Origin of the sequence: Paenibacillus terrae HPL-003 (assembly GCF_000235585.1) — a bacterium.
GTDB classification, from domain to species: Bacteria; Bacillota; Bacilli; order Paenibacillales; family Paenibacillaceae; genus Paenibacillus; species Paenibacillus terrae_B.
In genome coordinates this window covers 2,834,421-2,860,364 of sequence record NC_016641.1, presented here as the reverse complement: position 1 = coordinate 2,860,364, position 25,944 = coordinate 2,834,421, and the positions used below count along the sequence as shown (strand labels likewise).

Here is a 25,944-nt window from a genome sequence, read left to right as displayed (position 1 = left end):
CTTTAAGCTACTGCTCTTTCATTGTACAATTATGGTAAAGATTAGTATACGGGGAGATGACAAAAAGAAGCCTTCCTTGGAGGAAGGCCTTCTCGGTATTATAATGTAACAATTCTATACTGCTCTGGCATGGATCAAAAAACGGTGCTGTTTCACGTCCCAATACCCATCACGTTGAATGTCCAGATGTAGGCCATACAGCTGTTCCATATATCCCTCTGGCTGAAAATCAGCAATCTGCCATTCAATCGCCTTTAAGTAGTAGACAAGCGCTCCGATATCGTAAAATCGCTGTATTGGAAACTGTTCCCGCTGCTCTACGATTTCGAAGCCGTTGCTTTCCAGATCTGTAATCGCTTGAGAAAGGGACCAGTCCGCATACTCACTATAAGGCGCTTCCATACGGTCGTTAATGCCCACACAATCCAGGCCCCCCACCTGTTGGGTCAAAAACGTCCCGCTCGGACGCAAAATACGTCGCACTTCCGCTGGCGAAAATGACTCGTGCTTATTCAGCACAAGATCGAACCCGGCATCGTCAAATGGAAGTGAATTGTCATCATCTATAGCCATAACGCGCACACCCAGCGGCTCCAATCGTTCCTTGGCAACAGGAATATTCGGCGCATACGCTTCTGTCGCATATACGATCTCTGGAAAAGGGCGCAACCGGGACAATAGCTCGCCCCCGCCTGTCCCCATATCCAGCATTGCCTTCGATGTATGGATAAACGTCATAGCCTTGCTGACATATGACCAGTCCAAAGGCTCGCTTGCGACCCGTCCTGTATCCGAGATAAATGAGAAATCCCATCCGGAAAAGGACTCTTCATGATGCTTTAATAGCTGTAGAAATTCACGATCTTCTGTATATTTCATATCGTAATGCTCCTCCACAATTGACCTGTTCGTTATCGATCTGTACGCTATGGAACTCTTCTCTCTTTATGTTCTATGCTGTATCTCTCTATGCCTCTATTTACGTCGGTCCAAATGTGGAGAAGCTCTTGCCTGTTGTTCCGAGCCTTTTAAGGAGCTGTTGGCAGAACCTTTGCAAGCTCCGGTGTGATGTCTTTTGGAGTTAATAAGTAATAAACCGTATGAAAGCCGGAACCGCTGATGGACTTGATTTTGACTTGGAACAGATAAGTGCCTTTCTCCACTTGTGGATCATAGCTATAATTATTGCGGTTATCCAGCACAGTATTCCAAAGTTTGGGATCTTTAATTGTGGAGACTTTATACTTCTGCTGCAATATCCTGAATAAATCCGCTGCTTCAATATACTTACCGGGCTGATACGGCTCCTTCTCTTGAGAAACCATTGGAATAGCTCGAACCGATATCATGTCTTTCGACGTGATCATCACCTTGTCGGCGTATCCTTTGCGTTCCAGCCAAGCATTCAGCTTGTGGAAAGATAAGCGCCAATTATAGGAGAGGTTGCGAGTCCATTCTGGTTCTTCTGCTGAAATAGATGAAGGTTTGTTCAGAATTTCAATATTCCCCAACGCGTAAGAGCCTGCCTGCATTTCACTATAGCTCATGCCCAAAACATCTTCTTTCAGTACAGCTTCAAATTCACGAATATCTTCCGGATCAGTCAAAACAACTCGCCGTTCATTATCGTCTGCCGATTGAATGCTGATCGTCTCCGCTTTACCATACAGCTTATCAAGTGAGTAGCTTACTGTTTTATACGGCTCAGACAGCATCACTTTCGCCAGCGCTGCTCGGAAAGGCTGCTCAGGAAATGTATAGCTGCGAGTCATAATGGAACCATCATCCAGACAATAGGCAATGGATATCCTTTGTTGAGGTTCTTTATTGGACCCGGACGTCTCTCCAGCTGAATGTGTTCTCACAAGCTCACGCTGTAAATTCAGCACAGCGGCGATAAAAGCTTTATCCTGCGAAAAATAAAGATTTTTCTGTGTTGATCCCCCGTCCAGATACAAATTGGGCCCAGCATAGACTTGCTCGACTGAATGCGCGGTTGGAATCCGTTCCTCGTAGCCTATCCAGCTAGATGTGGGGATGTACATTGCCAGTCCCAAAACTGCACTGTATGCGACCAACTCCAGCAAAGCACGAATACGTACAATTTGCCACGTCTTGCGGATTACCATCTCCACAGCAATATAGCCCAAAATAGCTCCAAGCACATACCCGAAGATCGACCAGTCTCCCCCCTGGCCTCCTGTGCTATATAAATATTCTCCTATCAGCAGTATGGCACATAACATAACTCCTGCCTTAAAAACGGGTTGGAAGAAGGTAAAGGCCATGGCCTGCGTTGCCTTCTCTGTGAGCCGTTTGCGATATAGCACATAGCTTAAAATCACAAACAGCAAGGAAACACCAACATAAATAAGCAGCTCCACATATGAAAATGCGCTACTCGACAAATCCATAATGCGGGCGAACGGCGATAAACTATACCAAATATTATTGCTGCTACGCAACCCCACGCCATTACTACTTTGAACAATAGTTCCAATAATCTGAGAGTAACCATATAGATTGTGACCCAGAAAACGACTAATCATGGAGTACAAAAAAAAGGGCAACAGCAGCAAAGCATACACTACAACGGATTGCAACAGCGATTGTCCTACACAGATACCTACAAACACGGTAAAAGCAAACAGGAAAATCGTAAGAACCGATACAACCAAAGCCCATGATCCAATATCATTGATATGGAAAATAAAAGGCAGCTCAACCGACATGTTTACCAGGGCCGTTACTCCAGCAGTCAGCCATATGGGTACAATTAAAAGGATCAGACCGCTAATTAAATGTGCCGTTAACAGATGCTCTCTGCGTAAAGGCAGGCTGTGATATAAATCCGAGGAGCCCTGACGCTGAATAAAACGAAGCAGCACCACACCCGCCAGCACAGGTACGGCCAATAAAATGATATTTTGCATTCCATCGCCTGAGTTTGTACTATCGAACAGGCTTTTCAAAACCGTGGGCACTCGCTCGTTTCCAGTACTCATAAATAGTGGCAGTGGCACCGTAAACAATAACCCCGCCAAGTACAACAGACCGATCCAGCCATGCTGTTTCAGGCTTTGGCGAATCACGCCGCCGCTACAGAAGAATCGGTTGGATGTCATAACCTGCGTCCTCCATTTCATAAATGAAAATTTCCTCCAGCGTCAACGGCAGCAAATCAAACACATGCGGCTCATACGCCTGAATCGTTTCTGTAATCCGCTCTCGTTCCCCCCGGATAATAAGCAGCAAAACACTACCTCTGCGCTCCTTATGTACAACCGAAAGTTGCTTGTATACGGCTTCCTCATGCGCGCTTTCACGAAAAGCAACCTGCACCTTATGCGTATCGGACTTGAGGTCGTCAACCTCTTTTTCCAACAACATACGTCCCTGATGCATAATGCCGACATGATCACACATGTCTTCAATTTCACGCAAATTATGGGATGAAATCACGACAGTCATCTCACGCGCTGCGGTTTCCTGGAACAACAGATTTTTGATCATCCGCCGCATCACGGGGTCCAGCCCATCAATCGGCTCATCCAAAATCAGCAGTTCAGGCATGCAGCTCAGGGCAAGCAAAAAAGCGGCCTGACGCTTCATCCCCTTGGAAAAACGGTGAAGTTTACGCTTCGGGTCAAGCTTGAAAATATCGGTAAGCTGTATGTAGCGTTCCTCACTCCAGCTCGGATAAATGGAGCGGTAAAACCGGGCCATCTGGCGAATCGTCGCTTGCGGAAAAAAATAGGGGGTATCCGGCATAAACAGAATGTGCTGCTTAACTTCCGGCTGCTCATACACCGGCTGCCCACTGATTAGCACCTTGCCAGTATCCGGTCGGTAAATCCCGGCGATGATTTTGAGCAGCGTCGTTTTACCTGCTCCGTTGGAGCCCAAAAGTCCAAAAATAGAGCCTTTCTTCACCGTAAGGGCGAGCTGATCAACAGCCTTTTCTTCTGTAAATGTCTTTGTGACTTCCCTTAATTCAATCAAGGGACATCCCCCTTTCCTTCAATTGCGTAGCTTCCACGTATAAGGCATCCACTTCCTGCTGCGTAAAACCGAAATGGACAGCTTCGATCATCTGCTTCAACAGTGCGGCCCGAATCTCATCCCGCTTCATTTGCTGCGGCTGATGCTCGGCAGGGGTGACAAAGCTGCCCTTGCCTTGGACGGAATAGATGTATCCTTCACGTTCCAGCTCTCGATACGCCTTCTGAATCGTGTTGGGATTTACCGTAAGCTGAGCGGATAAAACCCGTACCGAAGGCAATTGCTCATCCGGCTGAAGCGATCCGTATACGATCATTTCCTTCACCCTGTCCATTAGCTGTTCGTAGATCGGCTTGCGGCTGCGGATATCCAGCTCGAACATGGACTTCCTCCTTTCAAGACTTGATCAGGCTCATCTGCATTCTCTTAACTGTTCTAACTGTACTACTATTAATAATACAGTTAGAACAGTTTGTCAATCATTCCTTTGGGGATTTCTTACAGAAAAAAGAGACCAACTCAGAAAGCTGGTCTTGAAATCATTGTTAAGCACCATGGCTATTTCTTTTAGCATTCCGTTGGTTCGTAAGGTTCGTCACAGCTAATATTCGCAAGTGCTTCCCCTTTTGGCAGCATAAGATCTAGCTGAAACCGGAACGTGGCTCCTCTGGCCTCGTCACTATCCACATCAATGGAGCCGCCCATCAGACTGACCAGGTTTTTGCAGATGGACAGCCCCAAGCCTGTTCCTCCATATTTTCGATTCAATGCCGGATGGAGCTGGGAAAAAGGCTGGAATAACAGATGCTGGCGGTTTGTAGGGATACCGATCCCGGTATCCCTCACACTGAATTCGACCAGGCATTTCTTTTTACGATGGCTGTGAGCCTTCCTCTCGACAAAAACATAGACACGCCCTCGCTCTGTAAATTTGACCGCATTGCTCACCAGATTTACCAGCACCTGTCGGATACGCACATGATCACCGACAAGCATCCCGGGCAGCTCTTGATCCAGATGCCACTCCAGCTCGATGCCTTTTTCCATAGCTTGCTTAAGGAATAGATCCGCCACACTGCCGATCACTTCCTCCAACCTGAAAGGCTCGTGCAGCAGCGACATTTTGCCAGCCTCAATTTTGCTCAAATCCAGTATTTCATTCAATATTTGCATTAAAGCACTACTGCTATTGGTAATAATATCGATATAACTCCGCTGTTCCTCATCCAATTCAGTGTCCGCGAGCAGCCCGGCCATTCCGATAATTCCGTTCATAGGTGTACGAAGCTCATGACTCATCACAGAAAGAAATTCTGACTTGGCCCGGTCGGCCCGCTCGGCGGATTCCTTGGCTCGGATGATTTCCTTTTCATTCGTCATATCTACAAAAACCATTACGGCCCCTTTACGCTCTCCATTATCCATCAGGGGACTGATCCGATAAGAGACGAGGAAGCTGGACCCGTCTTTTTTCCAAAAAACGGCTTCCTCCGCCTGATAAGAAGCGCCGCTACGGATCGCCTGAAGAATGGATGGCTGCTCATCCGGGTAATGGTTGCTTATCTCATCGACATGACGGATCATATCCGTGCATGTCCCGTTCAGTGAATTTTCCGCTCCTACTCCAAACATGGAAGCCGCCGCCGGATTCATAAAACGGACATGCCCCTCGGTGCTCAAGCCCACAATCCCTTCGGATACGGCGTTCAGAATAAGTGAATGCTCGTTGCTGAGCTTTTCGATTTGGGCGATGTAGCTTTTGAGCGGAGTGACATTTTCAAAGATGCCGTAGCAGCCAACAATTTGCTCATGCACAAAAATCGGGATATTGGTTACCTTGATAAACAGGCGCTCCCCATCCTTATGTATGAACTCTGATTCATAGGTTTGCGTTGCTCCCTGCTTGGCCAGCTCCATATGATGCCTAATCTTGTCCCGTTTCTCGGAAGAAGCCATCGCAAGAACTCCAGCCCCAAGCAGTTCCTTCCTTGTATAACCGATAAGTTCCTCCAGACTGGGATTCACACTCAGGATTTGACCTTCCATATTCATGGCGCATATGCCGAGCGGGTTATGCTGAAACAGCGATTTATAACGGTTTTCACTTTCACGAAGGCGTTGCTCCATTTTTTGGTGCTCCGTGACATCCTGTATCATACCGACAATTTGAATCGGCTGTTCTCCGCGCTCGTCCATTTCCGCTTCCCAGATCGAACGCAGCACTTTTTGCTCACCATTGGGCAGTACAATCCGGTAAAAGGTTTCTTTATGAATTCCTTTTAAAATGACGTTCGTAATGATCTCGATCATTCGCTCTTTATCCTCTGGATGAATAACATCTAAGAAAGAATCAATACTTGTCTCGACCGGCTTTACACTAAAGCCGAAAATGCTGCGGAATTCCTTGGAAAAATGCAAAACGTCGTTAACCAAATCCCAGTCCCATGAACCAAACATCGCCAGTTGCTGGGCTTTTGCAAGATTATCCTCGCTCTTCTGGCGCTCCGTGATGTTGCGGCCGATGGACAGAACTCGCTTGACTTTGCCTTCCTCATCCCGAATGATGCGGTATGACACTTCCAGCCACAAATAATGCCCGTCCTTGTGACGAACACGCCGCTTCATCATACCTGTTTCCTGGAAGATTCCATGTACGCGCATATCATCGGCATCTTCTGCATGATAAAATTCGAGCCGTTTTTTGCCGAGCATTTCCTGCCTGGTGTAGCCAAGGAGCTTTTCTACCGAAGGAGAAACATATTGAAGGTTGCCGTCCGGCGTGCTGAACGAGATCACATCGGGGGTATTTTCTGTAATCAGCATGTACAAGTCCTCATTGTCCGAGAGTACCTGCTGCATGTCTTTTTTCTCTGTGATGTCCATCGCGTAGGCAATCAGAAATGTTTGCCCCGTAGCCGGGTCATCAAATATCGTTAATTCCAGCGATAACCAGACGGATGTTCCCCGCTGATGTCTTAAACGAAGCTCTGCCTTGTACACTTGATCCGTAGCTTGCAGCCAGCCCGTATAAGCGTCCCGCAACGCTTGTCGATCTTTATCTCCTGTATACAACAACTGATAATATCGGGTTTTCAGCAATTCCTCCTGCTTGTATCCGACCATGTGACAAAGGGCGGGATTGACGTACAGGCATTTTCCGTCTCTCGAAAAAATGGCTATCCCTGTCGGGGCATGGTTATACATATGTTCCAGCAAAGGCAGTCGTTGAGCAGCAGAAAACACAATAAATCTCCTCCTTTGTGGTTTATGAGGGCGTAGCCTACATGCATACACAAAATTGCCAATGCAGAGCCATCGGCAATCTTTTGAATTATTTTTTTATACCACCCGACTCAGAAAATGACGCAAAAACCGCTCTGCATCCACTTCAAGTGCCACGTCAATACTTGTCTGTGAATGAGCTTGATCCTTGCCCGGTACTTCACGGGTGCGACCAACCTCGGCAGAATCCCCCACCTCGACGACAATGTGCATCGGTCGCGTCTCCACAAAGCTGGAATCAATCGCCAGCCCTACGGCCAACGGATCATGCAAAGCACAGCCTGCGATGCCGGGTCTAAAATTACGATAGGCTTCCATATAGAAGTCCGTCATATCTGCCATAAAGGTGCCCAGCTCGGTCCCTTGCTCACGCCATTTGTCCACTTCATGCTGAGGAAGCAGCGTCTGCATGGTCACATCCAGCCCAACCAGCGTGAGCGGGAAACCCGCTCCCAACACATAGGCTGCGGCTTCAGGATCGGCATATATATTCGCTTCAGCCGTTGGGGTTACGTTGCCTTTGACCGTGACTGCACCGCCCATAATGATCAGACGATCAAGCAATTGCGGCAGTTCGGGGCAACGATCCAGTGCAATCGCAAGGTTGGTCAGCGGTCCCACCGCTACAAGGGTAAGCTTGCCTTCATAGCGACGAGCCTGTCCGATGATAAAATCGGCCGCATCACCAGATGCTGCCTGTCGGGAAGGCGAACCCTTCAACTGGTTGCCTATCCCGTCCTCGCCGTGGATATGCCGGGAATACGGCTTGAACAGTTCACGGGCATATGGCTTCTGTGCGCCAGATACGACCGGAGCGTCTGCCCCGAGCTTTTCCAGCAAGATCAGCGAGTTGCGTGTCGCTTCTTCAACCGAGATGTTGCCAAAGGTAGTTGTGATGCCAAGCAGCTCCAATTCGGGCGAATGGACCGCGTACGCAATGGCAAGTGCGTCGTCGATACCCGTATCTACATCTAAAATTAACTTTTTACTCATGATGACCTCCACAGTAGAACAGCATTCTTTTTCATTATACACAATCTGAATGCTTATTCTCTTGGTCATGAGGTTCTTTATCTGAACACGATCGAAAAAAGCTACGGCAGTTGTGCCGTAGCTTTTCCTTCGGGGCTCTTCCATTGCTTAAGCGCACATCTTCTGCCCTGATCCTAAGGCTCGATTCCCCACACCAGCTTATCGTTATGGAACAACGTTGCTTTATTCCATTCCGTATAAGAGGTTTTGGTTGGATCGAAGGAGTAGTCATTGGATTCGTCCAGGTTAGACCAGTCGCTATTGTTGATGCGGATCTGAATATCACCTGTTTGTGCTCCAGCAGCAAGCGTACCGGCAGCAGGACTGAAACCAATTTCAATATAGTTGTCTGTAAAGGTACGCAGCACGTTATCATTACCTACTTGCGCATAGTCTACTGCAGATTGCAGCTCTTGGCTGCCATCTTTCGTGAAATAGTAACGGATTTTCAGCTCACTCAGCTTCACGGGTGTTGTACCTTTATTTTTCAGGTTAAAGAAAGGCTTGATTGCATTATTGGCCGGATCAGTGTCTCCAGCCCGATACATCACAACCAGATCACCCGCTGGTTCTGTAGGATCTGTCGGTGTTCCTTTAGGTTCAGCGCTTACCGCAGCGGAATCCTTACTTGTTCCTTTCGCATTCGTAGCACTTACAACATAGAAATAGGTTGTTCCGTTGGTCAACCCTTTATCCGTGTACTCTTTCTCAGTAACAAGAGGCGCAACGGCTGTAAAAGGACCTGCTTCACTGGTTGCACGTTTTACCGTGTAGCTGTCAGCCCCAGTGGACGCATTCCAGGTCAGCGTTACCTGAGCATTGCCCGCAACTGCCTTTAAGCCTGACGGTACAGCTGGAGCTGTAGGTGATGGATCCACACCACCAGATGAAGGGACAATCGCTGGATATGCATTTTGCACCAGCATCGCAAACTGATCATGGAACCAAGCTCCTGAAATAGGTGCATTCGGTAAAGCATCTGTTAATGTGCCATCCTTAGTGGTATAGGTAGGATCACAGTATCGGTCAAAGCCTTTACCCTCATCGTTCGGAATGAGTGAGCTGGAACCATCGGAATCACCCGGAGGTTTCGCCCATACATAAGCATCGACATGGGAAGCTGGAGCTGTTTGCGGCGGCGTACCCATACCTGCTCCGCTGCTATTACACCAGTTGCCGCGATGCGAGCGTTTGTCTACACGGCCTGAGTTTACATAGGAGTTAATATCACTGCCAACAGCGGCAGTCGGACGGTTAGGTCCTCCCCATCCATTACGGCTCGTATCAATTAACATACCGAGCGAGCTGGGCCAGCCTGCATTGACAAAATCTTTATGCAATGACTCTGTGAAATGCAATTCATCAAAATTAGGATTCCATTCGTAGAACTTGGACGATTTGATCGGTTGTCCACCGATATTCAAATCTGGATTAGGCAAGTTAGGTTCTGTCAGCGGTGAAGTATTGGCTGTATTCGAGATAAAGCCGTCCACGCTGGACAGACCTTTGCTAGTATCTTTGAAGATAGTTGTAAACAGGGATACCGTTGCTGAACGATTGTTATCCCAACCTAACCATCCAGAGTGACCGATATCCACGTATTTGTACACATTCGGAATCTCGTTCAGCTTATTCATTGTATACTTGATCCCGGCTTCATAAATTCCTGTAGATTTGGCTTGCCCACACTGAGGAGTATCCAAATTGGTTACCAAGTTTGGTAAGCTATCTGGTTCAATAATCGCTACAATGCGGATATCCTGATACTTCGGATTGGCAAAAATAGCAGCAATTTTATCGACATAATCCTTTTTGTACGTTTCCAGCCCCGCTTGGGTCAGCGGCAGCTCACCGTTGGAAGCCAAGGCTTTACAATCCCGTCCGGGCAGATCATATACAATAAACTCTGCCGTAATTGGTGTGTTGCCTTTCTTTTGTGCCAATACTTGATCCAAATGCGCTTCCAGACCAAGCTTGCCTCCACCGCCGTTAATAGCAGCGATCCGATCGAGCCATACGGCTGTCGGGAACGTTTTGACGGTTTGCATTTTCGCTTTCAGTGTAGAATCCGTAACCTTGGCAATCGATGTGTCGACGCTAGCCGCATAATCAGGACTAACATATTTGGTTGCCCCTTGATAAGGATTGTCCACATGGGATTCTGCATGTATTTTATCCGTAAATCCTGCACCTGGTAGAAAGCTGCCCGCGACGAGTGATAGCGCAAAAGCATACTTCATGCCTTTACGAAGCACTTGCTTTGTTTTCAATTGCTTCACCTATCTTTCCGTAGATTTTGTTGAATCTTCCTATGTCGGCACCTGACTGTTACATAATTATGTGTGAGTTACGCCATCTTTCTCCAAAAAAAGCGGCGTTCATAGCTGCGTAAGTTAAGCGCTTTCTATTTTTCCATGCGCTTACATCCTCCCCTTTTTGTCACCTCCTATGTTAGATTATAGTAAGCTGGAAAACTGCTGTAAATTGAATAAATTAAGGATTAGATTATTAATTAGGCACATGAATTGCCACAGTGCCCGTTTTTGCTGTCTCCCCATTTCCAAGGGCCGAGTCCTTCATATGGTGAACTATGCCTGCTGTGACAAGCTCTCTCGACCTTCGGGATCGACACCAAAAAAGCGGGTTTAGAAAAAATAAGGATATTTTCTTTAATTTCCGTCAGCGCAAATCGACAATGATAAACTCCAAACTCCGATCTATGCCAAATCGCTAAATCTATCGACACCAAAAGGGGATTTCAAGGCTCTTATCGCCATGAAAATCCCCTATTAATCGTAGTGCAGCCTCACAGTCATTCATCATGCATGTACATGCAGTGAGCGCTCATGCAATTGTACCAAGCTGCTAGACCTTGCTGGGCTCCACCTTTTCACGTTCCTTGCCTTTGTCGGATTCGCCCGCATTTTTATTGGCCGCCTCCCGATCCAACTGCATTTCCTCAATCGTCTTGACCTTAAGCCTTGCCGCTCCCTCATAAGCACGAGTTGGGATCAGATCGCCCTCAGCTAAACGTTGGCGCGCCTCGGCAATTGCCGCTCCGTATTGTGGAAGCCACGCTTCCTGCGCTACCAGCATTTCATCGACCATTTGCCAGATTTCCTTCGGATTACATACCGCACCCACCAGTGGGTCCATCATGAACGCCTGCCGCAACAGCTTGTCGTCCCCATGCACGGCAGCTTCAACTGCCAAACGCTGCACGGAAATGCTAACATTGCAGACAGCCGCAGGACCGAGCGGCAGTTCACCCACATGAGGCATGGAAATGCCGTTACGATCCACATATCCGGGCGCCTCAATAATCGCATCATCCGGCAGATTGGAAATCACTCCGTTGTTGACGACATTAAAATGCCCCCGGTATACACGTCCTGTTTCCAGTCCTTCGATAATGTAGGAGCCATGCTCCTCACCACGATTCTCAGCCTTGTATACCAATGGGTCTTCCTTCATCCAGTTTGGAAAATCTGTTTCAAACCAGTTGCGTCCTTCTGTACATACACGCAGATAGCCTCCCGTTTCTCCGTTGATCCAGCTTCCCAGATCAATCCAGTCGAGAATTTCATCCGGACGCTTCCGGTACCAGGGAACATACTCGCTTAGATGGCCGTTCGATTCGGTGCTGTAATAGCCAAAACGGCGAAGCATGTCGATGCGTACCTTTTCGGTGCGGCTATATTCGGGATGCTGTTCAAAAGCCTCCAGCAGTCCGACTGTCAGATCCTTGCCTTCATGTGACGCCTGAATGTACCACGTCTGGTGATTGATTCCGGCGCACACAATGTCCACATCCTGCTTCTCCAAGCCATATACTTCAGCAATTTGGTGATGTCCGTGCTGTACACCGTGACACAACCCGATCGTACGTACACCACTGTACTTGTTGCAGGCCCAGGTAATCATCGCCATCGGGTTCGAGTAGTTCAGCAGCAGCACATCCGGAGCGCTTAGCTCGCGGATATCCTTGCAGATCTCCAGCATTTCCGCAATACCACGCTGCCCGTACATAATACCTCCTGCACACAGCGTATCGCCCACACATTGATCCACGCCATATTTCAGCGGAATGTCTACATCGGTCGCAAAGCCTTCCAGCCCGCCAACCCGGATCGTACAAATCACATATTTGGCATCCTTTAAAGCTACCTTTCGATCCGTGGAGGACTGTATTTGAATAGACAAACCGTTCTCCCGAATATCCCGCTGGCACAGCTCAGTGACCATATCCAGATTGTGCTGACTAATGTCTGTAAAAGCCACTTCAATCTCGTTAAATTCCGGCACCGCCAACAGGTCTCGCAAAATTCCACGGGTAAAACCAATACTTCCCGCTCCAATAAAAGCTACTTTAAATGACACGGCAATCAACCTCCGGTATGAGAATTGTAATATACCGTCATTGTAGCAATATGCCTGTGGGAAGCGTTATCAAAATCATGACCAGATTCGTGTTTAAGTGTCAAAAATCCTAACTTTCACATCGATAGCTGCGTGCGGTTGTTTTGTTGCTGTATAATGAGTTCAGTCTGTAAATATTTCCAAAGGAGCAAGACATGTCAAACCGTAAATGGACATTTATCCTTATCCCCGTCTTCCTGCCATTTGCCTGGCTGCTGTTTCAGTTCACTCTGTCTTCTCTGCAAATTCACCAATTTTCAGAGCAATTGAAGACGGTTTCATTAAAAGATGGGGCTTCCGATACAAAGGTGGTATTGATATCGCAGGAGTTGGACAATTATTATTGGCGGTCAATCGAACAAGGAGCCCGAAACGAAGCGGAACAGTACGGTATGCGGCTCGATTATATCGGGCCGGACCGCATTAATCCGTCCGAGCAGATCAAACTGCTGGATAAAGCGATCGCCGCCAAGGCGGATGCAATTCTGGTTCAAGGGATAAATGATCCGGAGTATCGCCGATTAATCGACAAAGCGACCGGACTTGGCATACCCGTCATCACGATCGATACGGATGAGCCGGACTCCCGAAGACTGGCTTACGTCGGAACGGATAACGAAGGAGCAGGAAAGCAGATGGGCGTGCTGTTAGCGAAAACCTCTGGAGAGCGTGGCGACATTGGAGTTATGATCAGCAACGAGCGCGTCGAGAACCAGCGGCTCAGGCTTGCCGGCTTTCGTTCCGTGATCAGCCGCTATCCCGAGCTCCGCATTGTGGAGATTCGCTCCTCGGATATTTCGCGGCTTCAGGCAGCCCAGCAAGCTCAGAACATGCTCATCCGGTATCCGCAGATCCGCTACATGGTCGGATTCAGTGCGCTGGACGGCCCTGGCATTCTGGAAGCCTCGGAGCGGAGCGGCTCGCGGAGTTTGCAGATTTTCGCTTTTGACGATATGGCCGAGACGTTGGAAGCCGTCAGGGATTGCAAAATCGAACTGACCCTTGTTCAGCAGCCCGTGGAAATGGGGGCTAAGGCCATAAAGCTGCTGAATGATTATTTAAAGGGGAATGATCCCCAGGAATTAACATACACCAGGGTATATGAAGTGCATGCGGGCATTCCCGACAACATGGCCGGAGATGACGGACGATGACGATCAGAACGAAGCTGCTTCTGTTCATCCCCCTCCTAGTTGTGTTCGCCAATATCATCGCTTATTTTGTATTCCAAAGCGGCAAGGTCGTACAACAGAGCTACGATGAAATGCTTGGCCGAATTCTGCTCATCGAGCAAACCTCCGAATCGGCGGAGAGCAACTTAAAGCTCCTATACGCCTATCTGCTTAATCCGAGAGACGATAAGGCTGTACAGGGCCCGACAGAACGCCAATTGATGCAGTTGAAAGGCAGAATTCAGGAAGTCTCCGACTCGGCCGCCCCTTCTTTCGCAGAGGAGGACTACGTGAATCTGTTGGCCACATTTCTTGAACAGAAACAAGCCGCAGTTCTGGACGCAAATGCACAAGATCCTCAATCGGCTTTTGAACATTATATGGAAGCGGAGAAGACCGTCAGCTATATCCACGAGGAGGGACAGCGACTGATTGATACGGAACTGGCTTATTACCGGCCGATCATCGAGAACATCCGGAACAAGAATGAGCAAATGAACGGATTGGGAGTGGCGTTGTTCGGCATGAACGCGCTGATGGGGGTTTTGCTTGCAATCTGGGTTTCGCGCAGCATTACTAACCCTGTCGGCAGACTTGTCGGACTGGCGAAGCGAATCGCCACAGGCGATCTGAATATCGAGTCCCAACCGCGACGGGATGACGAACTAGGCGTACTGTCAGACGCCATTTCGCAAATGTCCGCCGACTTGAGCATCCTCATCGAGAAGGATAAACAGAGTCTGGAAATGCGGCGGCTTGTGAAGGAATTGGAGCTTCTGGCCCTGCAAAATCAAATGAACCCGCACTTTTTGTTCAATACCTTAAATGTGCTCTCCAAACTGGCGATCCTGGAAGGGGCGGAGAAGACCAGCGACCTGATCGTTTCGCTGTCCAATCTGCTACGGTACAGCCTGCAGAAGCTGGACAAACCTGTAACTCTCCAGGAGGAACTGGATCATATCCGCGAATACATAACCATCCAGCAGGCGCGTTTCCGGGACAGAATTCGCTTTGATCTTCACTTTGACACTTCCGTACTTCAACAGCAAATTCCGGCCCTGACGATCCAGCCGTTTATTGAAAACGCTTTTCTTCATGGTGTGGCGGATATGGAAAACGGAGCCATTATCGCGTTGACGTTGTCGAGAGCGGGCGAGGATGTGCAAATTGAAATTTCGGACAACGGAAAGGGCATGGCGGAGGAAACCCGACTGTCCGTGCTCCGTCTTGAAGGCCAAGCCGAAAGTGACAGCTCAACGGGACTTGGAATGCAAAACGTGTTTAAACGGCTACAGTTGTTTTACGGAAAGGAAGGAATGGTTGAAATCAGCAGCAACACTGAACAAGGTACTGCCATAACAATACGAATTCCAGTCAAGAAGGAGAGTGAGCGGACTGATGTATCGGTTGTTGATCGCGGATGACGAGGCTTTGGAGAGGGAAGGATTGGAATTGACAGTGGAACGGGCGATGCCGGGGGTATTCCGGTTTATTCATGCCGGCAACGGCCGCATGGCGATCGAATGCGCGGAAGAGCACCGTCCCCATATTGCCATTCTGGATATCAATATGCCAGGAATCGACGGGCTTGAAGCGCTCCGTGAATTAAAGGAGCGGCTTCCCGATACCCGATTCGTGCTCGTCACCGCCTATGATTATTTTGCCTATGCTCGGGAGGCGCTCTCTTTGGGCGTAAAAGAATATATTCTGAAGCCGGCGAAGCGAGAGTTAGTCATCGGTACACTGAAACAACTGATTGAAGAAATTGAGCGCGAGAAGCGGGCACGTATGGAAGAATTGGAACTTAAGCATAAAATCTCGCAGCTGATGCCGCTCGCAGAAAATGAGCTGGCTTTAATGCTGATGGTCGACCAGACGGTGGATTCGAGCGCTTCCCAGCTGTCGGAATGGCTGGACTTTCCTCTTGATCAGGGAAGCGCCATCATTGCCGCCTTTGACGGATATACGGACGAGCAGGATAAAAAGAAAATTTACGATCATTTCCGAAGCTATGTAAAAACGCATGGCCCGAATTCTATTGTAAGCTCCTTGATCGACCATCATGTAGCCACTTTTTTACGAAAGCCGCCTGCCACCGACGAAAACGACTGGCGGCAGTTGGTTAAACACCTTGTCCAGCAGCTCTCCGAGCTTGCCCGGCAGCAACTTGGCATAAAGACGGCCATTGGAATCGGATCGCTGCATAGCGGCGAGGAAGGACTGCGCAAGTCCTATTTCGAAGCCGTTTTTGCCTCCACCCTACGCAAGCGGGATGGGGGTTACTGCCACTTTGACGAACTGAAGTCGTCAGAAGCCGGAAACGCTTCTTTGCTTGCTGTCAAAGAGGAGAAAGGAATGCTTCAGCAGACGTACGTCATGTCAGCACTGCAACGGATACGCGAGCAGCGGGAGGTTCAGACACTGACTATGCTGGGCAGGGCGAAAATGTATATCGAGGAACGATTCAACGATGATCTTTCGCTGGAAGAAGTGGCTGATTTCGTCCATTTGAATCCCCACTACTTCAGCAAAATTTTCAAACAGGAATACGAAGAAACGTTCATCGACTTCGTAACCCGGCTGCGGATTGATAAAGCCATTTCTCTGATTAAGGCCAGCAACCTCACTCTTAAGGAAATCAGCTTTGAAGTGGGTTATAAGGACCCGAACTATTTTAGCCGCGTCTTTAAGAAGATAACGGGCGTTCCTCCCACTGAGTTCAAAGGCCAAAAATAGTAGAGATTCATCTATACCGACCATCGGCATGGATTTTTTTAAGCTCGAATGACAAGGTAATGCTAGGTTCAGCCCCTCCGTCTCCAATTTGGGAATCGAAGCCAAAATTGTGCATGAAGTGGTCTGTTTATTGAAGACGATAACCGGCCTTTCTTTTATAAGCGCATGTTATACTTCTCCTCGAAGAACGGAATGAGTTTCCAGGAATCTGGAGGGGAGATGATAATATGACAGTAATCATCAAAAATGAAAGCGCTCAACAGAAAGCGCTTCAATCAGAAAAACCCAATATGCTTTTTGTTACGCTGGTATCTATCGTAGCAGCGCTCGGAGGCATCCTGTTCGGTTTTGATATCGCGGTTGTTTCGGGAGCAGTCGAATTCCTACAGCAGCGTTTTTCGCTGAACGAATTTCAGGTTGGTTGGGCGGTGTCGAGCCTGATTGTCGGGAGTGTCACAGGAGCGGCTCTCTCCGGCTACATGAGTGAAAGGATCGGAAGAAAAAAGGTATTGCTGGCCGCCGGATTTTTATTCGTCGTCGGCTCGATCTGCTCTGCGGTTCAAGATACGTTCACCGGGTATGTAATCTTTCGCATGATCGGCGGCGTTGGCATAGGAATCACTTCCACCATTTGTCCGGTATACAACGCGGAGATCGCTCCCGCCAAATACCGAGGCCGTTTGGTTGCTTTAAATCAGCTGGCGATCGTAACGGGCATTTTCCTGGTTTATTTTCAGAATTCGTGGATTGTCAGTTTGGGGGATGAAGCCTGGGGTGTCTCGACGGCCTGGCGCTGGATGTTCGGAGTGGGAGCCGTTCCAGGACTGATCTTTATGCTCTTGATGCTCTTCATACCCGAAAGCCCGAGATGGCTAATTAAACAGAATCGGCCTTATGAAGCGCTGCCGATTCTGCTGAAAATTCACGGGGAAGAAGCCGCTAAACAGGAAGTGCTTGATATCAAGGAATCGTTCAAAGATGAGAGCGACTCACTTAAACAAGTGTTCGCTCCCGGTATTCGGGTCGCTCTCTTTATCGGTGTCATGCTCGCCATTATGCAGCATATTACCGGCATCAATGCCATTTTGTATTACGCGCCGGTTATCTTTAAAGGAATGGGACTTGGTACGGACGCCTCTTTGACCCAGACCATCTGGATCGGGTTGATCAATGTGTTGTTCACCATCGTATCCGTATGGCTGATCGACAAAGCGGGACGAAAAGTCCTGCTGATGATCGGCACCACGTTGATGACCCTCTGTTTGGTCATTATCGGAGCCGCCTTCAAAATGGGTTTGACCACCGGACCGCTCGTGCTCATCATGATATTGATCTACGTGGCCGCCTATGCTATATCGCTTGGGCCGATCGTATGGGTTATGATCTCGGAGATCTTTCCGAACCGCATTCGCGGCAAAGCAGTCGCCATCGCTTCGATGGCATTATGGGCCGGCGATTATCTGGTATCCCAGGCATTCCCTCCTCTGCTGAGTTCAGCCGGTCCGTCCAATACCTTCTGGATATTCGGAGTCATCTCGTTGTTCGTCGTATTCTTTATATGGCGCAAGGTTCCCGAAACCAAGGGGAGATCACTTGAACAGATGGAAAATATGTGGCTCGGAAAATGACCCGACTTTAGCTCTCAAGAAGCCCGGACACGTGTTATAATGCTTGCAACTACATGACCTCTGAAGTCATACCGACTTAAAATCGGCAATGCTTCAGAGGCTTCTATATATTCAGTCCCCTTCCTCCTCCGCATAGTTCCATACATGGCGTTCCACAGCAGAGCGGTATTCGACTGGTGTCTTGCCCGTGTGCTTTTTGAACAGCATATGAAAATACTGCCTGCTGCCCACACCTACGTAATCGGCAATTTCCTGAATGGGAATGTCCGTTTGCTGAAGCAGCATTCGGGCCTTGTCCATTCGCAGCATGGTCAAATAAGCGGTGAGTGTTTGTCCCGTATGTTTCTTGAAAATACGGTGCAAATACCCTGGGTGAAGATTCACGGCGGCTGCCATATCCTTGACCACAATATCCTGGTCATAGTTCAGATGGAGAAATTCAAGGCAGCGTTTGACGTACATATCCGTTTGCTGCGTGTTGCTGTGCTCTGCCTCTTCCCGCAGACGCGCAATTCGCACCAGCAGTTGCATAAAAAGCAGTTCTGCCATTGCACCCGGATGTTTTTTTCGTTGATCCAGCTCAAGCACGAGACTTTTCAGTGTAAAATATACCTCTTCCGGGTCAGACAGTACCAGATACGGGAACGGACGCGACATGAAGGCTGCAACCTTCTGCTCTTCCCCTGCCATTTGTCGGATAGACGGACCTACTCGCACCCCTTCCGTAAAACCGAACTCCACATTCAGCATCCGGCACGGTTGCTCTCCTTCCACGACCAGTCGGTGCGACACGCCCGCGTCGAGCATAATAAACTCCCCTTTACGCAGCGTGATGCTTTCTCCCGCCTTCTCTCCTGTCTGCACATCCACCCGACATAGGCCAGAGATCATGTACATAATTTCGGTAGAATGATGATCGTGATACGGCATGGTGTAATCGTGCCACAGCTTGTAATAGTAAGCAAAAAAACGGGGACTATAATCCCCGTCACGTAGCCGTAGCTCAAACAGACTTCCGTTCATCCCCATACCTCCACAAAATAGATAAATTTAACACGTTGACGTATCTGCAACAGCTCTATTTTCACAGTTTAACAGACCCTGCCGTGTTATTCTATTTTGCTCCACCGGATGATCTAAAATCCTTTGGCTATCTGAAATCCGGTGGAATACGCCGAGCCGTTCCCGTCAAAATAGCCGCTTCAATTACGGCCTTCCTCACCTCGGTAACGACCTGTTCGTTGAAGATGCTTGGAATAATATATTGCTCGTTTAACTCCCGTTCACTTACGACAGAGGCAATCGCGCGGGCGGCGGCCAATTTCATCGGCTCGTTGATGTGACGCGCCCGGCAATCGAGCGCTCCCCTGAAGATGCCTGGAAACACAAGCACATTGTTAATTTGGTTGGGATAGTCGCTGCGACCCGTGGCAAATACACGAACATGCGGGATAGCTTGCTCAGGCGCAATCTCTGGCTCTGGATTGGCCATGGCAAATACAATACTGTCCACCGCCATCCCCTGTACATCTGAGGCATTCAGCAGATTGCCGCGTGACACGCCGATGAACACATCCGCATCCCGAATGACCTCCTTTAAGGTGCCTGACTCGGGCTCTACTTGTGGCTGATCCGCCAGCCATTGCCACATCGGATAGGGATAGGTGCCGCCTCGTACGATGGCTCCATCCCGATCTACCGGAACCAGTCGGCTTACCCCTGCGGCCAGCAGCATTTTGCATATCGACACGCCCGCGGCCCCGATTCCGTTGACAACGACCCGAACATTTTCGATCCGCTTGCCAACCACCTTCAGTGCATTCAGCAACCCGGCAATCACAACCACCGCCGTCCCATGCTGATCATCGTGAAAGACGGGAACATCTAATTCTTCAGCCAGACGGGTTTCAATCTCGAAACAGCGTGGAGAACTGATGTCCTCTAAATTAATCCCCCCGAAAATCGGGCTGATCGCCTTAATCGTACGAATGATTTCCTCTGTATCCTTTGTGTCCAGACAAATGGGGAATGCATCGACTCCTGCCAGTTGCTTGAACAGCATCGCTTTGCCTTCCATCACGGGTGCAGCCGCATGCGGGCCGATATCGCCAAGCCCCAGCACAGCAGTACCATCGGTTACAACCGCGACGGTATTTCGTTTGATGGTCAGGGAGTACGCTTTTTTCGGATTTTCATGAATGGACGTACAGACCCGGGCCACTCCCGGCGTATATACCCGTGACAGATCATCCCGATTTTTGATCGGCAAATTGGGTTGGACTGATATTTTACCCCCCAGGTGCGCGAGAAACGTGCGGTCAGAAACGTTAATGAGTTGAATACCTGCTAACGACTTGAGTGATTCGATGAGCGCAGTCTCCGCTATTTCAGCAACGTGGACGGTGATGTCGCGAACGGACGAATCCTGTCCGGGGCGGATAACATCAATGGAAGTAATGTCTCCTCCAGCACGGCTGATCGTTGATGCGACCTCACCGAAGTTTATTTGGGAATGAATGAGTTCCAATCGAAGAATCAGACTATTAAAGGCCACGGTACATCCACTCCTGTTCTATTCATAGCACGTGTGCGACACATAGGCAGACACGTGTATTGAAGCTTATCCAGCTCCTCTACTTTCACATGTTACCGCTTTCATAAAAGCGTTGGGAAGCTTTTGTCCATATTGTTACTTATGGTCTTTTTGATCACGCAGCAGCTCATACCGATTCACAGGACGACCGACCCCGCCGTAATGCACAACCAGGCGCACAATCCCTCTTTTCTCCAGATAATCCAGGTATCTTCTTGCCGTTACACGGGCAATCCCCACTCCCTCCGCGGTTTCTTCAGCAGACAGTTTGCCGCCATGCTGCTCCATGACCGCCAGCACCTGCTTCAGGGTGGCAGCATTCAAGCCCTTTGGCAGCTCATCGTAGGACATCGCCCATTCCTCGTATACTGAAGCAGAGACTACCGCTTTCTTAGCTGCTCCTCCATTTTGCATAATAATGAGGTCCAGCTCTTCCTGGGTTCCTACTTCTTCCGCCCATAATCCAGCCTGCTGCGCCCGGTAACGCTCCAGCGTATGGTGGATACGCTCTACCTTGAACGGCTTCATGATATAATCGAACGCTCCGTTTCGCATCATTTCGCGGATCGTATCCGTATCCTTCGCGGCGGTCACGACAACTACATCTACAGGCAGTGCCATGGAGCGGATGCGCTGCAAGGTCGCTATCCCATCCAGCGACGGCATGAACACGTCGAGAAAAACCAGATCAGGCTTTAGCTCCTCGATCAGTTCCAACCCCCGAAGCCCATTGGAAGCCAGGCCTACGACCTGAAACCCGCCAACTTGTTCGATAAAAAGCCGATTCACCTCTTGTACCATCGGATCATCCTCGACCAGTAGCACACGAAAAGGTGATTTAATAGGTTTACTCATCGTCGCTCCCTCTCTCCTTCAACGGAAATAAAATCTCTATCGAAGTTCCCAAGCCAAGGGAAGACTCGCATGTCAGGCGGCCGTTCCCCTTGGTTACAATCCCGCTCAGTAAATGCAGCCCCATGCCGCGGCTCTCTCCGTCCTTGGTCGTAAATCCGCGTTCAAGCATTCGTTTCTTCGTCGTCTCCGACATGCCACAGCCATTATCCTCGACCAATATGGACATATATTCGTCATCCTGCTGGATGCTGACATAAATCTCCTTGGAGCCGACTTCTGTATTCGCCAGTGCATCGAAGGCATTCTCAATCAAATTTCCGAGTAACAGAACAAAATCATGGCGGTCAATCAGCCGGGGAAATTGATTCATTCTGCTGTCAGGATCAATCCTAATATCAATGCCAAGCTCTTTGCCACGGCTAATTTTGCCGAGCAGCAAACCTGCAATTCCGTCGTCATCGAAATGCTTCTGCAGAAAGCGTGTAATCTCCTCCTGCTGCTCGGTCACCTCAAACAGATAGCTCAAAGCCTCGTTCTGCTGTCCTAGCTGGAGCAAACCGGCAACAGTATGCATTTTGTTCATATGCTCATGATTTTGTGCACGAAGCGCATGAACAAACTCTTTGACGCCTGTGAGCTCCTCGGCCATTCTCGTTACCTCGGTTTTATCCTGAAATATGGAGATTGCCCCCATCGTAACTCCCTGTTCGCGAATGGGAATTCGGTTGCTCCAAATAATGGTCCCGCCAATTTTTAGCTCCTGACTCAGAATCGCGACTCCCGAATCCAGCACTTCTGGCAAACGGGTATCCGGAATGACCTCACGGATCGGCAAGCCAGCTACATCACGGTGCACATCGAAGATTTGTTTGGCTCGTTCGTTAAAAATCGTAATGATGCAATTGCGGTCAATCGCAATGACCCCCTCATGCATCGCTTGAAAGGCTGCGCTTCGCTCACGAAACATTCTCGCAATCTCCTGCGGCTCCAGGTTGAACATCTGGAGCTTAATATGACGGGCCAGCAATGCGGAGCCAATCACACCAAACATCAGCGACAGCAGCGAAGTGATGATGATGGATTGCTTCTCCTGACGGATAATCTCTGTCACGCTTGGCAGCAGGCCACCCGCTACAACGACGCCTACCTGCTCCGAGGAAGCATTCATAATCGGCACAAAGGAACGCAAGCCAATGCCCGCTTCGCTGCGCACTTTGGAGACATACGTATGCTCAGCAAATGCGGCATCATCATCCCGAGCCTGAAACGTTCCGCCGATTCGCTCCGAAAGCGGATGAGACAACCGTTTGCGGTTCATATCAAGCACGACGATATAAGCCGCATCGTTTAAGATCCGAATTTTGTCCGCCATAGGTGCAATCACGGCAGAAGCATTCGGGTCATCAATTCTTTCCACTACGTCCGGCAGGTTCGCAACGGTCTGGGCCGTAATCGTAAGCCGCTGCTTGAGTTCTTCTTCCTTGAGCCGGGTAGCACTACCGAACAGAAAAAGACCTCCGATCAAAAGAGAAAAAAGAACGACTCCAAATGAAAGTATCATTATTTTCCAATATATGCGAAGTCTGTTCATCCTCTTCTCCTTCCCTTTAAAGCGTTTACCTTTGAATATCATTGTGGAATAATGGGTCTAAAATAGCAACAGATGGGAGGCTACTTTGTGAAAAGAGCTGCTGGATTTGGTGTTTTGCTCGTACTGGGTATCCTAACGGCTTATGTGATCGGTTTTCAAAGGAATTTTGGTGAAGAGCTGCCTTATGATAATGAGTTTTCGGGCCTTAAGGATCGGATCGTGATCAAATTTAGCCATGTCGTTGCCGAAAACTCGCCCAAAGGACTGGCAGCCGCTCATTTTGCACAACGGGTTAAAGAAAAATCCAACGATCGGATTGAGATTCAAGTGTTCCCCAATGGAATGCGCTATTCAGAAACCACGGAAGTGGCTGCACTTCAACGGGGAGAAATCCAGATGATAGCCCCTTCGTTTTCCAATTTGAATGCGATTGATCCAGCCTGGCTCGTGATGGATCTTCCGTTTGCCTTCGAGAATCAGGCTCAGGTTGATCAGGCACTGAACGGACAATTGGGCAAGCGGTTATCGCAAACACTTGAACCCTATGGCATGAAAGGCGTCGCCTTTTGGTCGAACGGCTTTCGACAGATCACTAACAACGCTCATTCCATTAGACGACCCACAGACTTTACAGGCCTGAAATTCCGTATCCAGCCAAGCAAGGTGTTGGAACGTCAGTTTGAAGCACTTGGGGCATCGACCATTAGCACTCCTTTCAATGAAATATACCACAACCTGGAGACGGGCACGGCAGACGGACAGGAGAACACAATATCCAACATCCTTACCAAACGGTTTTACCAGGTGCAACGATATATGACCATCAGCAATCACAGCTATCTGGGGTATGCCGTCGTATTTAACAAATCCTATTGGGATAGCCTCCCAAGTGACGCCAAGCTGGTGCTGCAGGAGGCACTTGAGGAAACGACACGCTGGAACAAACGGGAAACAGATGAAAATGCCAATCGGCTTAACCAGCTGCGACAGGCCGGAGATATTACCATCACCCGTCTGTCCGAGGATGAGCGCATGCTTTGGAGGAAACGTCTGCGCGTACTCTATCAGGAGTTCACCCCCGTCATCGGGTCGGATCTGATGAATATGATTCAGGGACCTTAAAGACCAAAAAGAACGTTATGACCGTATTCTTGTTTGCCAAGAACGTAGCTTTTACACTGGGGATACAAAAAATAAAGCGTTTTCATAAATCAAAAGAAAGCGAGAGCGTATCCCTATGAAACTGAGAATTAATTTTAAAAACTTGACGGTTCAGGTCGTTATCGCTATTGTTCTGGGCATTCTTCTGGGTCACTTTTTTCCTACAACAGGCGAAAAGCTCAAAGTGCTCGGAGACGCCTTTATCAAGCTCATCAAGATGGTCATCGCACCCATTGTATTTTTTACAGTTGTGCACGGAATTGCCAGCATGGGGGACATGAAGAAGGTTGGTCGTATCGGAGGAAAGGCTCTTCTCTATTTTGAAATCGTTACCACGATTGCGCTAGCCATTGGTCTGATCGTGGTCAATCTGGTAAGACCGGGAGCTGGCATTGATGTGAGCAAAGCAACCGGGGACGTATCTCAATATGCTCAAAAAGCAGCGGAAACAAGTCACGGGGTAGTTGATTTCATCGTGGGCATTATTCCTGAAAATGTAGTAAGCGCTATGGCAGGCGGAGAATTGCTGCCTATCCTGTTTTTTGCCATCCTCTTCGGGCTGTCACTGACGGCCATGGGGGAGCAAGCCAAACCCGTCATTGTCCTGTTCGACAAACTGTCACACGCCTTCTTTGGCATCGTCAATATGGTCATGAAATTGTCCCCAATCGCCGCATTTGGTGCCATGTCATATACGATTGGTAAATTCGGCATTGGGTCGTTAACCTCTCTCGGCAAGCTGATGGGTTCCGTTTACCTGACCATGGCCTTATTCGTTATCATTGTGCTTGGTCTGATTGCTCGCATGTACGGTTTCAGCATTTTCAAGTTTATCGCTTATATCAAAGAAGAAATTTTGCTTGTACTCGGTACTTCGTCCTCCGAGTCTGCCCTGCCACGTATGATGGACAAAATGGAGAAATACGGCTGCTCCAAATCGGTGGTTGGCCTGGTCATTCCAACGGGCTATTCGTTTAACCTGGATGGTACGGCGATCTATTTGTCCATGGCCGCCATATTTGTGGCTCAGGCCTCCGGCGTCGACATGACCATATGGCAGCAGTTGACACTGCTCGGTATTCTCATGTTGACCTCGAAGGGAGCCGCGGGCGTCACTGGTTCCGGTTTTATTACACTGGCAGCCACGTTGGCGGCATTCCCTTCGATCCCGCTAGCCGGGATGGCGCTGCTGCTTGGCGTCGACCGCTTCATGTCGGAAGCACGGGCCATCACCAATCTGATCGGTAACGGGGTCGCTACCGTCATCGTCGCCAAATCGGAAAATGAGTTTCATCCCGGCAGACAGCCGGAAATCACTCCAGTACCGATTGAGCTTGAAAAATCCAGCCCTTTAAACAGCGCTGTTACTAAATCGGTATAAAAAGACATACTTAAAAAGGGCTACCCCGGGGTAGCCCTTTTTATCATAATAAAGCTCCAACATCACGCTTGCAAATCTGTTTATCCAGAGCC

Annotated in this window: 18 protein-coding genes; 6 read left to right on the top strand and 12 right to left on the bottom strand. The window is 48.9% G+C overall.

Going from position 1 to position 25,944, the window contains the following annotated elements:
• Positions 1–114: 114 nt before the first annotated feature.
• The 8 genes from HPL003_RS13000 to melA all read right to left on the bottom strand — a co-directional run bounded on the left by HPL003_RS13000 (position 115) and on the right by melA (position 12,696).
• The gene (locus HPL003_RS13000; protein ID WP_014280123.1) at positions 115–879 is read right to left on the bottom strand and encodes a class I SAM-dependent methyltransferase; all 765 of its coding nucleotides are present in this window, start codon (positions 877–879) and stop codon (positions 115–117) included.
• A 149-nt stretch (positions 880–1,028) separates the two neighbouring features.
• A complete protein-coding gene (locus HPL003_RS12995; RefSeq protein ID WP_014280122.1) occupies positions 1,029–3,125 on the bottom strand; it encodes an ABC transporter permease subunit in 2,097 nt (698 codons plus the stop codon).
• Complete coding sequence (locus HPL003_RS12990; RefSeq protein ID WP_014280121.1) at positions 3,100–4,002, bottom strand: ABC transporter ATP-binding protein; 903 nt, start codon at positions 4,000–4,002, stop codon at positions 3,100–3,102. Before HPL003_RS12990 ends, HPL003_RS12995 begins: the two co-directional genes overlap by 26 nt.
• Positions 3,995–4,384 (bottom strand): GntR family transcriptional regulator, encoded by a 390-nt coding sequence (locus HPL003_RS12985; RefSeq protein WP_014280120.1) that lies wholly within the window; start codon positions 4,382–4,384, stop codon positions 3,995–3,997. Before HPL003_RS12985 ends, HPL003_RS12990 begins: the two co-directional genes overlap by 8 nt.
• Positions 4,385–4,569: 185 nt before the next feature.
• Positions 4,570–7,245, bottom strand: a complete 2,676-nt coding sequence (locus HPL003_RS12980; RefSeq protein ID WP_014280119.1) for a PAS domain S-box protein — start codon at positions 7,243–7,245, stop codon at positions 4,570–4,572.
• A gap of 96 nt (positions 7,246–7,341) precedes the next feature.
• A complete protein-coding gene (locus HPL003_RS12975; protein WP_043922385.1) occupies positions 7,342–8,277 on the bottom strand; it encodes a nucleoside hydrolase in 936 nt (311 codons plus the stop codon).
• A 173-nt stretch (positions 8,278–8,450) separates the two neighbouring features.
• Positions 8,451–10,595: a glycoside hydrolase family 6 protein gene (locus HPL003_RS12970; RefSeq protein ID WP_014280117.1), complete on the bottom strand. Its 2,145-nt coding sequence runs from the start codon at positions 10,593–10,595 to the stop codon at positions 8,451–8,453.
• 586 nt (positions 10,596–11,181) lie between these two features.
• The gene (melA, locus tag HPL003_RS12965; protein WP_014280116.1) at positions 11,182–12,696 is read right to left on the bottom strand and encodes an alpha-glucosidase/alpha-galactosidase; all 1,515 of its coding nucleotides are present in this window, start codon (positions 12,694–12,696) and stop codon (positions 11,182–11,184) included.
• A gap of 194 nt (positions 12,697–12,890) precedes the next feature.
• On the opposite strand from melA, the gene HPL003_RS12960 reads away from it, so the two are divergent.
• The 4 genes from HPL003_RS12960 (at position 12,891) to HPL003_RS12945 (ending at position 18,271) form a co-directional block, all read left to right on the top strand.
• The gene (locus HPL003_RS12960; RefSeq protein ID WP_014280115.1) at positions 12,891–13,889 is read left to right on the top strand and encodes a substrate-binding domain-containing protein; all 999 of its coding nucleotides are present in this window, start codon (positions 12,891–12,893) and stop codon (positions 13,887–13,889) included.
• Positions 13,886–15,331, top strand: a complete 1,446-nt coding sequence (locus tag HPL003_RS12955) for a sensor histidine kinase (protein WP_014280114.1) — start codon at positions 13,886–13,888, stop codon at positions 15,329–15,331. The genes HPL003_RS12960 and HPL003_RS12955 overlap by 4 nt, the downstream gene beginning before the upstream one ends.
• On the top strand, positions 15,306–16,643 hold the full coding sequence (locus tag HPL003_RS12950; RefSeq protein ID WP_014280113.1) for an AraC family transcriptional regulator: 1,338 nt from the start codon (positions 15,306–15,308) through the stop codon (positions 16,641–16,643). The genes HPL003_RS12955 and HPL003_RS12950 overlap by 26 nt, the downstream gene beginning before the upstream one ends.
• A 227-nt stretch (positions 16,644–16,870) precedes the next feature.
• Positions 16,871–18,271 carry a sugar porter family MFS transporter gene (locus HPL003_RS12945; RefSeq protein ID WP_014280112.1) on the top strand — a complete coding sequence of 467 codons (1,401 nt, stop codon included), beginning with the start codon at positions 16,871–16,873 and terminating at the stop codon, positions 18,269–18,271.
• A gap of 111 nt (positions 18,272–18,382) precedes the next feature.
• Here the strand turns inward: HPL003_RS12945 and HPL003_RS12940 are convergent, their stop codons facing one another.
• From HPL003_RS12940 to HPL003_RS12925, 4 genes are all read right to left on the bottom strand, one after another.
• Positions 18,383–19,294, bottom strand: a complete 912-nt coding sequence (locus tag HPL003_RS12940) for an AraC family transcriptional regulator (protein ID WP_014280111.1) — start codon at positions 19,292–19,294, stop codon at positions 18,383–18,385.
• Between the two features lie 127 nt (positions 19,295–19,421).
• Positions 19,422–20,825, bottom strand: coding sequence for an NAD-dependent malic enzyme (locus tag HPL003_RS12935; protein WP_014280110.1), 1,404 nt, complete (start codon positions 20,823–20,825; stop codon positions 19,422–19,424).
• Positions 20,826–20,960: 135 nt separating this feature from the next.
• Complete coding sequence (locus HPL003_RS12930; protein WP_014280109.1) at positions 20,961–21,719, bottom strand: response regulator; 759 nt, start codon at positions 21,717–21,719, stop codon at positions 20,961–20,963.
• The gene (locus HPL003_RS12925) at positions 21,712–23,310 is read right to left on the bottom strand and encodes an ATP-binding protein (RefSeq protein ID WP_014280108.1); all 1,599 of its coding nucleotides are present in this window, start codon (positions 23,308–23,310) and stop codon (positions 21,712–21,714) included. The genes HPL003_RS12930 and HPL003_RS12925 overlap by 8 nt, the downstream gene beginning before the upstream one ends.
• Before the next feature lie 87 nt (positions 23,311–23,397).
• On the opposite strand from HPL003_RS12925, the gene HPL003_RS12920 reads away from it, so the two are divergent.
• The gene (locus HPL003_RS12920) at positions 23,398–24,432 is read left to right on the top strand and encodes a DctP family TRAP transporter solute-binding subunit (protein WP_014280107.1); all 1,035 of its coding nucleotides are present in this window, start codon (positions 23,398–23,400) and stop codon (positions 24,430–24,432) included.
• 115 nt (positions 24,433–24,547) lie between these two features.
• Entirely contained in the window at positions 24,548–25,852 is a 1,305-nt protein-coding gene (locus HPL003_RS12915) for a dicarboxylate/amino acid:cation symporter (RefSeq protein WP_014280106.1), read from the top strand.
• The last annotated feature ends 92 nt before the right edge of the window (positions 25,853–25,944 follow it).